Raw genomic sequence first — 14,084 nt, 5'->3', positions numbered from 1 at the left:
AGCGCCGGTACCGGCCCGTGACCTCCCCGTGCGCACCATGGGGCCGAGGTGCTGCCGGGAGGCGTGATGGACGTGAGCACCGGTCCGCTCGACCCCCTGGGCGCGGGGGATCCGGGCACGGTCGGCCCCTACCCCCTGCTCGCCCGCCTCGGCGCGGGCTCGATGGGCCGGGTGTACCTCGGCCGGTCGGCGGCGGGACGGCTGGTCGCGGTGAAGACCGTGCACGCCGGGCTCGCGGACGACGCCGACTTCCGGGAGCGGTTCGCGCGCGAGGTCGGCGCGGTCCGCCGGGTGAGCGGCGTCTACACCGCGCCGGTGATCGCCGCCGACGCGGACGCGCCGGTCCCGTGGCTCGCCACCGCCTACGTCCCCGCGCCGTCGCTGGAGCGGCTCGTCCGGACGGCCGGGCCGCTGCCGGTGGACGCCGTGCGCTGGCTCGCCGCCGGGTGCGCCGAGGCGCTGGAGTCGATCCACGCCGCGGGCCTGGTCCACCGCGACCTGAAGCCGTCCAACGTGCTGGTGGCCACCGACGGCCCGCGCGTCATCGACTTCGGGCTCGCCCGCGCCGCCGAGGGCGCCGGGATGACGCTCAGCCGCGCCACCGTCGGCACGCCCGCGTTCATGGCCCCCGAGCAGGCGCGCGGCACCCGCGAGGTCACCGCCGCCAGCGACGTGTACTCGCTCGGCGCGACGCTGCTGTTCGCCGCGACCGGCCACGGCCCCTACCCCGGGCGGACCGTCCTGGAGCTGGTGGCGCAGCTGATCGGCGAGGACCCGGACGTGTCCGGGCTGCCGCCCGGGCTCGCCGAACTCGTCGGCGGCTGCCTGGCCCGCGCGCCGCGCGCCCGCCCCACCCCCGCCGAGATCATCGCGATGGTCGCGCCCGACCTGCGCTCCGACATCGGCCCCGACCCGGCGCGCGGCTACCTGCCCGAGGCCGCGCTCGCCGTCGTGGACGCGCATCGCGCGGGTCCGACGGTCAGGCTGACGCCGCTGTCCCGCTTCGCGGACGGTCGCGGTGACGCGGAACCCGCCCCGGCCGCCGCCGAACCGGTGTCGCGTGACGTCGCGTTCGCCTCGGACACGCCGCGCACGGAGGAGAACCGCAGGCGGGCGGGCAGGCTCGCGACACCGCTCACCGCCGCCGCCCTCGCGGCCGTCCTGATCGGCGTCGGCGCGCTGTTCGGCCGGTACCTCACCCCCGGCGGCGACCGTCCGAAGCCCCCGCCGCCGAACCGCGCGCCGGTGCTCGCGCAGCAGGGCGAGGGCGACCCGCCCCCGCCGGTGGGCGGCGAGAGGGACCGTCCGGGGACGACTCCGAGGCTCGTGGTGAACCAGCCGCACGGGGACGGCTCGACCACGTTCGTCGTGCACGGCTCGGGCTGGCGTCCGGGTGAGGCGGTGCGGCTCACCCTGGACGGCACGCGCCGCGCGCCGCGCGCCTGCGTCGCCGACCGGCGCGGCACCTTCAACTACGCCGTCAACCAGGACCACGAGTTCGTCACCGGCGCGCTGCCGCCCGGCGCGCACCGCGTCACCGCGGTCGCCGTGCACCGTGGCGGGACGGCCGCGACGGCCTGGTTCACCGTCCTCCGATGATTCCCGCCAATGACACGGCCCGACCGGCGCGGGCCGGACGCCGCGGGCTGGACGGCGCAGGTCAGCCCTGGGGGACGAGCGCGCTCGGAGCCTGCTCCGCCTCTGCCGCGGCGGCCGGACGGTAGCGGAACACGTGCCGGTACGACTGCGGGGACATCCCGGCCACCCGGACGAAGTGGTAGCGCAGGTTGGCCGCGTTGCCGAACCCGGTCTCGCGGGCGACCTCCTCGACCGGCAGGTCCGTCGTCTCGAGCAGCTCCTGCGCGAGCCGGACGCGCTGCTGGAGCAGCCACTGCAGCGGTGAGACGCCGAGCGCGTCGCGGAACCGGCGCATGAGGGTGCGCTCGCTCATGTGCGCGACCCGGGCGAGCTGCGCGACGGTCAGCGGCCGGTCCAGGCGCTCGGCGGCCCAGTGCAGCGCGGGCGCGAGGTCGCCGTCCCGGTCGCCGCCCACGGCCGGACGCGTGATCTGCGGCTGGACGCCCTCCCGGTGCGGCGGGACGACCATCCGCCGCGCCACCTCGGCCGCGACGGCCGCGCCGTGGTCCTGCCGCAGCAGGTGCAGGCACACGTCGATCGCCGCGCCCGAGCCCGCCGTGGTGATCACGTCGCCGTGGTCGATGTAGAGCGGCCCGGAGTCGAGCTCGACGGCCGGGAAGCGGTGCGCGAAGTCACCGGCGTTCATCCAGTGCGTCGTGGCGCGGCGTCCGTCCAGCAGGCCCGCGGCGGCCAGGATGTAGGTGCCCGTGCAGAGCGCGACGATCCGGCGTCCGCGCCGGTGCGCCTCCCGGACGGCCGCGACCAGGTCGGGCGGCGGGGCGAGCTGCGCCCGCCGGGACAGCGCCGCGACCACGACCGTGTCCGCCTCCGCCAGATCGTCCAGGTGGTGCCCGGCGTACAGGCTGAGCCCGCCGGTGGACGGCAGCGGACCCGGCTCGGCGGCGTAGGTCCGCAGCTCGTACCAGGGGTCGACCAGGTCGCTGCGGTCGACCCCGAAGACCTCGCAGGGGATGGCCAGCTCGAACACCGGCGTCCCCGCCGTCACGGCCAGCCCGACGATGTGTTCCGACATGGCGGGAATTCTACGCAGGACGGCGCTTCTGTTCCTGGTGGCCACGGGCCCTCCGCCCGACCCTGGGGTCTTGTGGAAGACACCGAACTGAACGCCTCCCCTCCGGGCGTGGACGCGGAAACCGGCACGGGCGCGAGCACGGGCGCGGGCGGGGAGTCCGGCGGGCGGCTCACCCTCGGCCAGGGGACCGCGATGTACGTGGGGGCGGTCCTCGGGACGGGCGTGATCGCGTTGCCCGCGCTCGCCGCCCGCGCGGCGGGGCCCGCGTCGCTGCTCGCCTGGGCGCTGCTGGTGGTGATGTCGGTGCCGCTGGCCGGGACGTTCGCCGCGCTCGGCGCGCGCCACCCCGACGCGGGCGGCGTCTCCACCTACGCGCGACTGGCGTTCGGTCCGCGCGCCGCGACCGTGGTCGGCTGGTGCTTCTACTTCGCCGTCCCGCCGGGCGCCGCCGCCGCGGCCCTCTTCGGCGGCTCGTACGTCGCCGAGGCCGCGGGCGGCGGCCGGACGACCGTCCTCATCACCGCCTCGCTGCTCATGGCCGTCGTGACCGGCGCGAACGCGGTCGGCCTCCAGGCGTCCGGACGGCTGCAGTTCGCGCTCGCCGGGCTGCTGGTCACGCTGCTGCTCGTCTCGGTCGCGCTCTCCCTGCCGCACGCCCGAACCGGCAACCTCACGCCGTTCGCGCCGCACGGCTGGACGGCGATCGGACCGGCGGCGGCGCTGCTGGTGTGGAGCTTCGCGGGCTGGGAGGCCATCACGCACCTGGCCGCCGAGTTCCGCCGTCCGGAGCGCGACCTGCCACGCGCGACGGGCGCGGCGGTGGCCGTCGTCGGCGTGCTCTACCTGCTGCTCGCGTTCGCGATCATCACCGTGCTCGGCCCGCGCGCGGCGGACTCGGCCGCCCCGCTCGGCGACCTGATGGCGCGCGGCCTCGGCGGCGGGGCCCGCTGGCTCGCCGCGGGCGCCGCGCTGCTGCTCACCCTCGGGGCGATGAACGCCTACTACGCCGGGGCCGCCAAGCTCGGGTCGGCGCTCGGCCGGGACGGCGGGCTGCCCGCGTGGCTCGGCCGGGGCAGCGTCGCCGGGGAGGTCCCGCGGCGCAGCCTCGCCGCGAACTCGGCGCTGTCGTTCGGCGCGCTGGCGGTCGTCGGGGCGACCGGCCTCGGGCCGCGTCCGCTCGTCCTGCTCACGACCGGCTCGTTCGTCGCCGTGTACGCGATCGGGGTCGCCGCGGCCCTGCGCCTGCTGCCCCGGCGGAGCCTCGGCTGGTACGCGGCGGCCGTCGCGCTCGCCGCCGTCGCCGCCCTGCTGCTGATGTCCGGCCGCTACCTGCTCTGGCCGCTGGTGGTGACCGGCGCGGCCCTGCTCTACCTGCGCCGCCGCCGTCGTCCCGGTTCGCGCCGGGAACCGGGAACACACGGGACCGGCAGCGGCTTTACTCGGGTGACGCACCGGTTCCCTATGATCGCAGGGAGAGTTCGGGGCGTCCGGACGGGGGCACGGCCGGCGCCGCCGGGCAGGCTGAGGAGATGAGGGGTTATGGCTGATATCACCGAGACATCCGAATGGGCGGCGCTGTCGGAGCACCAGGGGGAGCTCGCGACCCGCACCCTGCGGCAGCTCTTCGCGGACGACCCGGCGCGCGCCGAGCGGATGACGGTGACGGCGGGGGACCTGTACCTGGACTTCTCCAAGCACCGCGCCACCGACGAGACCATCCGCCGGCTGGTCGCGCTGGCGGAGAGGTCGGGCCTGCGCGACCGGATCGACGCGATGTTCTCCGGCGCGCACATCAACGTGAGCGAGGACCGGGCCGTCCTGCACACCGCGCTGCGGCTCCCGGCGAACGCCGAGCTGACCGTGGACGGCCAGGACGTCGTCGCCGAGGTGCACGCCGTCCTGGAGCGGATGGGCGAGTTCTCCGACCGCGTCCGGTCCGGGGAGTGGACGGGTTTCACCGGCAGGCGGATCACGACCGTGGTGAACATCGGCATCGGCGGCTCCGACCTCGGCCCGGCCATGGCGTACGAGGCCCTGCGCGACTACGCCGACGCCGGGATCGACGCGCGGTTCGTGTCGAACGTCGACCCGGCCGACATCACCGGCACGCTCGCGGGGCTCGACCCGGAGACGACCCTGTTCGTCGTCGCGTCCAAGACGTTCGGCACATTGGAGACGCTGACCAACGCGCGCGTCGCGCGGAGCTGGCTGGTCGAGCGGCTCGGTGACGAGAAGGCGGTGTCGAAGCACTTCGTCGCCGTGTCCACCAACGCCGAGCGGGTCGCCGAGTTCGGCATCGACACCGACAACATGTTCGGCTTCTGGGACTGGGTCGGCGGACGCTACTCCATGGACTCGGCCATCGGCCTGTCCCTGATGGTCGTGGTCGGCCCGGCCCGGTTCCGGGAGATGCTCGACGGCTTCCACGCGGTCGACGAGCACTTCCGCACCGCGCCGTTCGAGAAGAACATGCCGGTGCTCATGGCGCTGCTCGGCATCTGGTACACCGACTTCTTCGGCGCGCAGACCCGCGCCGTCCTGCCGTACAGCCAGCGGCTCGCCCGTTTCCCGGCCTACCTCCAGCAACTCACGATGGAGTCGAACGGCAAGTCGGTGCGGGCGGACGGCGCGCCCGTCGTCGCCCAGACCGGTGAGATCTTCTGGGGCGAGCCGGGCACCAACGGCCAGCACGCCTTCTACCAGCTGCTCCACCAGGGCACCCGGCTCGTCCCGGCCGACTTCATCGGCTTCGCCGAGCCGTTCCAGGACGCGCGCGCCGGCGACGACGCCCCCGGCATGCACGACCTGCTGGTCGCGAACCTGCTCGCGCAGACCTCCGCGCTGGCGTTCGGCAAGACCGCCGAGGAGATCGCCGCCGAGGGCACGCCCGCGGACGTCGTCCCGCACAAGGTCATGCCGGGCAACCGGCCGACCAACACCCTCCTCGTGCCGAAGCTGACGCCGTCCACGCTGGGCCAGCTCATCGCCCTGTACGAGCACATCGTGTTCGTCGAGGGGACGGTCTGGGGCATCGACTCGTTCGACCAGTGGGGCGTCGAGCTGGGCAAGGTCATGGCCAACCAGCTCACCCCGGCGCTCACCGCCGAGCGGCCGTCCGGCGACACCCCGGACGCCTCGACCGCCGCGCTCGTCCGCCGCTACCGCGAACTGCGAGGCCGCGCCGTCTGAGCCGCACCGCCTGAGCAGCGCTGGGAACACTTCGGGCCGTCCCCCTCCGAGGGGGGACGGCCCGTTCGTTGTTCCGGCGGTGGCGGAGCGTCAGACGGCCGCGTCGTCCCAGACCTGGGCCGACAGCAGCACGCGCAGCTCCGCGAGGGAGATGAAGCCGTCATGGTCGGTGTCGGCTCTCTCGAACCTGTCCTGGGTCGCGGCCTTGTTCCACGACAGCCCGATGCTGTCGAGGACCAGGCCGAACTCCATCAGGTCGAGCCTCCCGTCACCGCCGAGGTCGGCCCGCGTGAACACGGTGACCAGTTCGTCCTCGGCCGGCTTGGTCGTCATCTCACTCCTCGTGATCGGTCGAACGGAATCCCGCATCATGTCACAGCGGGACACGGTTCTCCTCGGGATAACGCATTTCTCGATCAAGACGTTCCCGGACGTTCACGCTCCGTCCGGACGCGCGCCGGTGGGGGCGTCTCAAAGTCCGTCCGCAGGAGCGTCCACGCGCGCCTCCGGGTACGCGCCGCCGCGGAACTCCTGCGGGCTGACGCCGCGTTCCCGCTTGAACGCCGAACTGAGCGCGAACGCGCTGCCGTAGCCGACCTTCCGCGCGATCGCCTCCAGCGTCTGGTCGCCGCCGCGCAGCAGGTCGGCGGCGTGCGCGAGGCGCAGCCCGGTCAGGTACGACATCGGCGGCTCGCCGACCAGGTCGCCGAACCGCTTGGCGAGCGCCGCCCGGGACGCCCCGACCTCGGCGGCGAGGTCCGCGACCGTCCACGGCCGCGCGGGCTCGTCGTGCAGCAGCCGCAGCGCCGGACCGACCACCGGGTCGCCGTGCGCCGCGAACCAGCCGGGCGTCCGCGCGCCCGGACGGGAGAACCAGGACCGCAGCACCGCGATGAGGATCAGGTCGAGCAGCCGGTCGAGCACGACGGGCTGGCCCGGCGCGTCCCGGACGATCTCGTCGCCGAGCAGCGCGGCGAGCGGCGACTCCCAGGACGGCAGGACGGCCAGCCCCGGCAGCGCGGCCAGCAGCCTGCGCTCGACCGCGCCCTGCGCCAGGTAGGTCCCGACGAGCAGCGTCGTCGGGCCGTCCGGCCGGTTCCCCCACATCCGGACGCCGAACGTCATCGAGTCGGCCGGGGGAGCGCCGAACAGCGCCGTGCACCGTTCCTCGTCATGGATGATCCACTGCGGCGGGGAGCCGGGCGCGTCCGACACGACGTAGGGGTCCGGGCCGCGCATGACCGCCACGTCGCCAGGGACGCAGCGCACCGGCTCGCCGTCCTCCGGCGTCACCCACGCCTCGCCCGACCGCACGATCATCAGGCACAGCGGCGCGCCGTCCTCGACCCTCACCGACCAGGGCGGCTCCATCACCATGCGCAACAGGAACGCGCCCCGCGCCCGGGGACCGTCGAGAAGATCGGCCAGGGTGTCCATGCCGGCACCCTAGACGCTTGCTTATGCGGCCGGGAGCCTCAACGATGTTCGGTGATCATCCTCACCGGTTGACTAGAGGACATGACGAACACCACGCACCACGCACTGACCCTGGTCCTGAACGGCACCGGCAAGACCGGCCGGCGCGTCGCCGAGCGGCTCACCGGACGCGGCGTCCCCGTCCGCGTCGGCTCCCGCTCCGCCGAGGTCCCCTTCGACTGGACCGACGAGACCACCTGGACCGCCGCCCTCGACGGCGTCCGCGCGGTCTACCTCGCCTACGCCCCCGACCTGGCCGTCCCCGGCGCGCCCGAGGCCGTCGGCGCCTTCTGCGAGGCCGCGGCGGGCGCGGGCGTCCGGCGGATCGTGCTGCTCTCCGGGCGCGGCGAGAAGGAGGCCGAGGAGTGCGAGGACATCGTCCGCGCCTCCGGCGTCGACTGGACGGTCGTCCGCGCGGCCTGGTTCTTCCAGAACTTCGACGAGACCGAGTTCTCCGAGTACATCCGCGCCGGCCACCTGGCGCTGCCCGTCGGCGAGGTGCCCGAGCCGTTCGTCGACGCCGACGACATCGCCGACGTCGCCGTCGCCGCCCTCACCGAGGACGGGCACACCGGCGAGGTCTACGAGCTCACCGGCCCGCGCGCGCTGACCTTCGCCGAGGCGATGGGCGAGATCTCCGAGCTGACCGGCCGCGAGGTCGGCTTCAGCACCCTCACCCCGGAGGACTTCGCCGCCGAGCTCACCGGCGCGGGCGTCCCGGACGAGGTGGCCGGCCTCATGAACTACCTGTTCACCACGCTCTTCGACGGCCGCAACGCGAGCCCGGCGGACGGCGTCCGGCGCGCCCTCGGCCGCGAGCCGCGCGACTTCCGCGACTTCGTCCGCGAGGCCGCCGCCACCGGCGCCTGGGCCGCCTGACGCCCCGACCGACCGCCTGACCGCACGACCGAACACCCCACGCACACCCCACACCGAAAGAACCCGAAAGGACCTCCCACCATGCGCTTCCAGTTCGCCACCGCGTCCGCGGCCCTCTCGATCCTGATGACCGCCGCGATGGCGGGGACGTTCTTCGGGTTCTCGGTCGGGGTCATGCCCGGACTGAACGCGACCAAGGCGTCGTCGGCGATCGCCGCGATGAACGCCATCAACCAGAAGATCCAGAACCCCGCGTTCCTGGCCTCGTTCATGCTCGCCCCGGTCGTGGCGATCGCTGCCGGGGTGCTGCTCTGGACGATGGGCGAGAAGCCCGCCGCCTGGCTGTTCTTCGCCGCCGCCGCGGTCTACTTCGTGGGCGCTTTCGTCCCGACGGCCGCCATCAACGTCCCGATGAACAACGACCTCGCGAACGTGAAGGTCCCGAGCGACCTGACCGAGGCCGCCAAGGTGTGGAGCGACTACTCCGGCCGCTGGACGACCTGGAACACCATCCGCGCCGTCTTCTGCGGCATCAGCCTCCTCCTGATGGGCGCCGGCGCCTACGTCTGGGGCAAGACCAACTGACGAGCCCGCTCCGGGCACCGGGACCCCACCTGATCGCGCCCTCCGAGACCCCCAGGGATCTCGGAGGGCGCGAGGCCGTTCCGGCCTTGAGGGACCGCCGGGGAGGGCGGCTCAGGCCCGCGCTGATCGGGGACTGATCGGCGGCTGATCGGAGGCGGCGAGAGTGGGTGACGTCCGTGAGAACCGAGAGGAACGGGGACGTCATGAAGATCGAGGGATTCGCGTACCGGCGCGTCCAGGTGGACGGCGAGGTGGCGCTGAACGCGGCCGTCGGCGGGTCCGGGAGCCCGGTCGTGCTGCTGCACGGCTTCCCGCAGACCCACCTGATGTGGCGGCACGTGGCCGCCGACCTGGCCGCCGACCACACCGTCATCTGCCCTGACCTGCGCGGATACGGCGACAGTGACAAGCCCGCCGATCCGGACGGCACGGCCTACTCCAAGCGGACGATGGCCGCCGACATCGTCGCGCTCGCCCGCGAGCTGGGCCATGAGCGGTTCGCGCTGGCAGGGCACGACCGGGGCGCGCACGTCGCGATGCGCGCCGGGCTCGACCACCCGGACGCCGTCACGCACCTGGCGTCCCTGGACATCCTGCCGACGCTGGACTCGTGGGACGTCCTGCGCGGCGTCGGCGGGGCGGTCGGCTTCCACCTGTACCTGATGGCGCAGCCGCCCGGCCTGCCCGAGCGGATGATCTCCGCCAGCGCGGACGCGTTCTTCGGCCACTTCCTGGACCTCTGGGCGAACGACCCGGAGGCCATCCCCGCCGACGTCCGCGCCGTGTACCTGAAGGCGAGCCGGGAGGCCGTGCCGTCCATCGTGGCCGACTACCGGGCCACGGCGGGCGTGGACGTCGAGCACGACCGGGCCGACCGCGACGCGGGACGGCGGCTGGCCATGCCCGTGACCGTCCTGCAGCAGGACTGGGGCACGGCGCTCGGCTTCGACGCCGCCGCGTTGTGGCGCGCGTGGGCGGACGACCTGGAGCACCGGACCGTCACCTGCGGGCACTTCATGGCCGAGGAAGCGCCCGCCGAGGTGGCCGGGGCCCTGCGCGCCCTGCTGGCGAGGTGATCGGCGGCCGTCGATAGCGTGGTGGACGTGGGGGAGGTGACGTTCGGCGTCCTCGGACCGCTGGCGGTCACGGACGCCCACGGACGGCCGGTCGAGGTCCGGGGCGCGCGGCCCCGGGCCGTCCTGGCGCGGCTTCTGGTCGCGCACGGACGGGTGGTGTCCGTGTCCGGGCTGGTCGGGGACCTGTGGGACGACCCTCCCGCCAAGGCGCTCGGCGCGGTGCAGACCTTCGTCGGGACGCTCCGCCGGGCGCTCGAACCGGACCGTCCGCCCCGGACGCCGTCACGGCTGCTGGTGACCGTCCCGCCCGGGTACGCGCTGCGCGCCGCGCCCGGCGCCGTGGACGCCGGACGGTTCCGGGAGGCGGTCGCCGCGTCCGCGGGGCTCCCCGCCGCCGAGGCCCACGCCCGCCTGGACGAGGCGCTCGGCTGGTGGCGCGGCCCGGCCTACGCCGAGTTCGCCGACCAGGACTGGGCCCGCGCCGAGATCGCGCAGCTGACCGGGCTGCGGCTGCTGGCCGTCGAACGCCGCGCCCGCGCCGCCCTCGACCTCGGACGCGCCGCCGAGACCGTCCCGGACCTGGAGGCCCACACCGAGGCGCATCCGCTGCGCGAGGACGGCTGGGCGCTGCTGGCGCTCGCGCTGTACCGGTCGGGACGGCAGGGCCACGCGCTCGCCGCGCTGCGGCGGGCCCGCGCCGTCCTGCGGGACGAACTGGGCCTCGACCCCGGCGATGACCTGCGACGACTCGAAGTCGACATCCTCGCGCAGTCCCCGAACCTCCTCCCGCCGGAGACCGCCCGGGCCGAGGTTCCCGCCGACATGCCGACCGAGGCGTTCGTCGGCCGGTCGGACGAGCTGGCCGCGCTGGAGGAGACGGCCGAGGCCGGGCGTCCGCGCCTGGCGCTCGTGTCGGGCGGTCCGGGCACCGGCAAGACCGCGCTGACGCGCGTCCTGGCCGAGCGGCTCGCGGCCCGCGGCTGGACGACCGCGCGCGGCGCGGCGCCCGAGGTTCCGGGGGCTCCCGGTGGGTGGCCGTGGCAGCAGATCGTCCAGGACCTGGTCGCCGCGGGCCACGAGCCCCCGCCGGAGGTCCCCGAGGATGAGGAGGCCGACCCGCTCAGGGCGCGCTTCCTGCGGCACCGGGCGATCGCCGGCCACCTCGCCCGGCTGGCGGCCGAGCGTCCGCTGCTGCTGGTCTTCGACGACCTCCACTGGACCGACGAGGAGACCCTCGCCCTGCTGACCGTCCTCGCGACCAGCGACTTCGGCCCCGCCCGGATCCTCGTCGCCGGGACGTTCCGGGCGGGCGAGATCCCCGGCGCGCTGGCCGAGACGCTGGCCCGGGTCGCGCGCGCCGAACCCGCCCGGATCTACCTCGGCGGGCTCGGCGCCGCCGACACCGACCGGCTCGTCCGGGCCGTCGCCCGCGGCCCGATCCCGGACGAGGCGGTCGCCTCGATACGGACGCGCAGCGGCGGGAACCCGTTCTTCGTCCGCGAGCTGGTCCGCCTGTGGGAGGCGGACGGGACGCTGGACGAGGTGCCCGCCGGGGTCCGCGACGTCCTGCGGCACCGGTTCGACGGCCTGCCGGAGGGCACGCGCGCCGTCCTGGCCAGGGCGTCCGTCCTGGGTGACGCGATCGACCTGGACATCCTCATCGCGCTCGCCGGCGACGAGGAGCAGGTCCTGGACGCGGTCGAGCGGGGGCTGCGCGCGGGCTTCCTCGCCGAACCGGGACGCGGACGCCTCGCGTTCGCGCACCCCCTCATCCGCGAGACCCTCTCCTCCGGCCTGCCCGACGCGCGGCGCGTCCGCTGGCACGCGCGCGTCGCCGAGCTGATCGAGCGCGACCGTCCGGACGACGTGGAGGCCATCGCGCACCACCTGCTGCGCGGCCCGGGCGGACCGTCCGCCGCGCGTCGCGCCCGTGCCGCCGCCGAACGCGCCGAGCGACGCGTCGAACCGCGCGGCGCGCTGCGCTGGTGGCGCGCCGCCCTCGACCACGCGGACGGCATGGAACCCCGCGAACGGCTGGAGATCCGCATGGGACTCTGCCGCGCGCTGGCGCTCACCGGCGACCTCGCCGAGGCCCGGCGGCAGCGGGCGATCGCCCTCGAAGCCGCCGAGGACCTCGCCGACCCGCTGCTCGCGGCCCGCGTGCTCGGCGCGTTCGACCTGCCCGCGAACTGGACGGCCAACGACGACCCCGAACTCGCCGAACGGACGGCCGCGACCGCCGAGCGCCTGCTCGGGGCACTCCCGCCGGACGAGCATCCGGCCGAACGCGCACGCCTCCTCGCGACCATCGGCATGGAACTGCGCGCCGACCCCGGCGGACCCGGCGACACGGCCGCCCGCGAGGCCGAGCGCCTCGCCCGCTCCGTCGACGACCCGCCGCTCCTGGCGTTCGCGCTCAACGCCCGCTACCTGCAGACCTTCCACCGTGCGGGCCTGGCCGCCGACCGCGCGGACATCGCCGACGAACTGCTCGTCCTCGCGCGCGCACACGGCCTCGTGCCCTACGAGGTCCTCGCACACCTCATCCTCGTCCAGTCGCGTTCGGCACTGGCCGACTTCGACGCGGCGGACCGGCACGCGGACGCAGTGAACGCGCTCGCGGAGCGCTACGACCTCCCGCTCGCGGGCGTCTTCATCGACTGGTACGCGGCGCTTCGCCTGGCCGAAGCCGGGTCGCCGGACGCCGAGAACGCCTACCGGCGCGCCGCCGTCCGCCTCCACGGCACCGGCATGCGCGGCGTCGAGCACGGCCTCCTGCCGCTCGCCCTCCTCGGCCTGCGCCTCACCGTGAACGCGCCTGGGCTGGCCGACCTCGCCGACATGGACTGGGGCCCTTACGAACCCTGGGCCAAGCCGTTGTTCCTCCTCCTGAGCGGACGCCGCGACGAGGCCCGTCGAGCGGCCCGAGCCATCCCGCCCTCGCCCCGGGACCTGCTCTTCGAGGCGCGCTCCTGCCTGCACGCCGAGATCGCCCTCCGCCTGGACGACCGGGCCGCCATGCGCCGCCTGCGCGCCGACCTCGAGCCCGCCGCAGGGGAACTCGCCGGGGCCGCGAGCGGCATGCTGACCTTCGGGCCCGTCCGGGCCTACCTTGATCGTCTGACCGGGTCATCCGACCGCGGCACGCGCGCACAGAGCGGGGACGACACGTGAACCACACTCCGCAGACCTCCGGCGGCCTGATCATCGGGAGCTCCGGACCCGTCCCCGGCGTCGCCCTGCACCGTGCCCGGTACGACCCGTCCGGCGCGATGATCGTCGAGCGGTCGCTGCCGCTGGTCGAGCCGTCCTACGTCGCGCTCGACGCGCGCCACGGCATGCTGCACACCGTCCTGGAGGAGGACATCGGACGCGTCGCGTCGGTGCCGCTCGACGACGCCCTCGCCTTGGGCGAGCCGGTCGCGGAGGCGTCGAGCGGGGGAGCGCTGCCGTGCCACGTCGCCGTCCACCCGGACGCGCCGTACGTGTTCGTCGCGAACTACGGCGACGGCGTCCTGTCGGTCTTCCCGACGAGCCCGTCCGGGCGGATCGCCGCCACGGGGCCGTCGCAGGCGATCGCCCACCCGCCCGGATCGCACGCGCACATGGCCGCGATCTCCCCGGACGGGCGGTTCGTCCTCTGCACCGACCTCGGCGCGGACCGCGTCCACGTCTACGCCTTCGACCCCGTCGAGGGCCGCCTCGACCCGCACGGCACGGCGCGCGTCCCGGACGGCCGGGGCCCGCGCCACCTGGTCTTCCACCCGTCCGGACGGCACGCCTACCTCATCAACGAGCTGTCCTGCACGCTCATCGTCTGCGCCTGGGACGCCGCGTCCGGACGCCTCGAACCGGGCGCGGAACTCCCGGCCCGCCGGGACGCCGCGAACCCCACCGCCAACTCCTCGGCCGCCGTCCGCGTCTCCCCGGACGGCGCTCACGTCTACAGCACCGACCGGGGCGACGACACGATCGCCGTCCACGCCACGGTCGCGGGCGGCGCGGCGCTCGAACCCGTCGAGGTCGTCTCCTGCGGCGGCGTCTGGCCCCGCGACATCGCCCTCACGCCGGACGGCCGCCTGCTCTTCTGCGCCAACCAGCGCTCCGGCACCGTGACCGTCTTCCGCCGCGACCCGGACACCGGACGCCTCACGCCCGCCGCCGAGCCGCTCGCCGTCCCCGCGCCCTCGTCCGTCCTGCCCTTCTGA

At 75.0% G+C, this 14,084-nt stretch carries 11 protein-coding genes; 8 read left to right on the top strand and 3 right to left on the bottom strand.

Annotated elements, in window-relative coordinates; all coding sequences use genetic code 11:
• Window positions 1-66: 66 nt before the first annotated feature.
• Window positions 67-1,599 carry a serine/threonine-protein kinase gene (locus P696_RS53450; RefSeq protein WP_051468860.1) on the top strand — a complete coding sequence of 511 codons (1,533 nt, stop codon included), beginning with the start codon at window positions 67-69 and terminating at the stop codon, window positions 1,597-1,599.
• 61 nt (window positions 1,600-1,660) lie between these two features.
• Here the strand turns inward: P696_RS53450 and P696_RS0139370 are convergent, their stop codons facing one another.
• Complete coding sequence (locus P696_RS0139370; protein ID WP_026416623.1) at window positions 1,661-2,671, bottom strand: GlxA family transcriptional regulator; 1,011 nt, start codon at window positions 2,669-2,671, stop codon at window positions 1,661-1,663.
• Between the two features lie 72 nt (window positions 2,672-2,743).
• On the opposite strand from P696_RS0139370, the gene P696_RS51185 reads away from it, so the two are divergent.
• Both P696_RS51185 and pgi read left to right on the top strand, forming a co-directional pair.
• A complete protein-coding gene (locus P696_RS51185) occupies window positions 2,744-4,204 on the top strand; it encodes an APC family permease (RefSeq protein ID WP_211245976.1) in 1,461 nt (486 codons plus the stop codon).
• A 6-nt stretch (window positions 4,205-4,210) separates the two neighbouring features.
• Window positions 4,211-5,860: a glucose-6-phosphate isomerase gene (pgi, locus tag P696_RS0139360; RefSeq protein WP_026416622.1), complete on the top strand. Its 1,650-nt coding sequence runs from the start codon at window positions 4,211-4,213 to the stop codon at window positions 5,858-5,860.
• Between the two features lie 90 nt (window positions 5,861-5,950).
• Here the strand turns inward: pgi and P696_RS0139355 are convergent, their stop codons facing one another.
• Together P696_RS0139355 and P696_RS0139350 are read right to left on the bottom strand one after the other, a co-directional pair.
• Complete coding sequence (locus P696_RS0139355) at window positions 5,951-6,193, bottom strand: EF-hand domain-containing protein (RefSeq protein WP_026416621.1); 243 nt, start codon at window positions 6,191-6,193, stop codon at window positions 5,951-5,953.
• Window positions 6,194-6,331: 138 nt separating this feature from the next.
• Window positions 6,332-7,297 carry an AraC family transcriptional regulator gene (locus P696_RS0139350; RefSeq protein ID WP_026416620.1) on the bottom strand — a complete coding sequence of 322 codons (966 nt, stop codon included), beginning with the start codon at window positions 7,295-7,297 and terminating at the stop codon, window positions 6,332-6,334.
• 81 nt (window positions 7,298-7,378) lie between these two features.
• Between P696_RS0139350 and P696_RS0139345 the strand changes: the two genes are divergently transcribed.
• The 5 genes from P696_RS0139345 to P696_RS51175 all read left to right on the top strand — a co-directional run bounded on the left by P696_RS0139345 (window position 7,379) and on the right by P696_RS51175 (window position 14,084).
• Entirely contained in the window at window positions 7,379-8,215 is an 837-nt protein-coding gene (locus tag P696_RS0139345; RefSeq protein ID WP_026416619.1) for an NAD(P)H-binding protein, read from the top strand.
• Between the two features lie 81 nt (window positions 8,216-8,296).
• On the top strand, window positions 8,297-8,800 hold the full coding sequence (locus P696_RS0139340; RefSeq protein WP_026416618.1) for an anthrone oxygenase family protein: 504 nt from the start codon (window positions 8,297-8,299) through the stop codon (window positions 8,798-8,800).
• Window positions 8,801-9,003: 203 nt separating this feature from the next.
• Complete coding sequence (locus tag P696_RS0139335) at window positions 9,004-9,876, top strand: alpha/beta fold hydrolase (protein ID WP_026416617.1); 873 nt, start codon at window positions 9,004-9,006, stop codon at window positions 9,874-9,876.
• A 27-nt stretch (window positions 9,877-9,903) separates the two neighbouring features.
• Window positions 9,904-13,050 carry an ATP-binding protein gene (locus tag P696_RS51180; protein ID WP_051468960.1) on the top strand — a complete coding sequence of 1,049 codons (3,147 nt, stop codon included), beginning with the start codon at window positions 9,904-9,906 and terminating at the stop codon, window positions 13,048-13,050.
• The gene (locus tag P696_RS51175; RefSeq protein ID WP_051468859.1) at window positions 13,047-14,084 is read left to right on the top strand and encodes a lactonase family protein; all 1,038 of its coding nucleotides are present in this window, start codon (window positions 13,047-13,049) and stop codon (window positions 14,082-14,084) included. The genes P696_RS51180 and P696_RS51175 overlap by 4 nt, the downstream gene beginning before the upstream one ends.

It is taken from the genome of Actinomadura oligospora ATCC 43269, assembly GCF_000518265.1.
GTDB lineage: Bacteria > Actinomycetota > Actinomycetes > Streptosporangiales > Streptosporangiaceae > Spirillospora > Spirillospora oligospora.
Note: the sequence above shows the minus strand (reverse complement) of the source record. Positions and strands in the feature narration are given on the sequence as shown.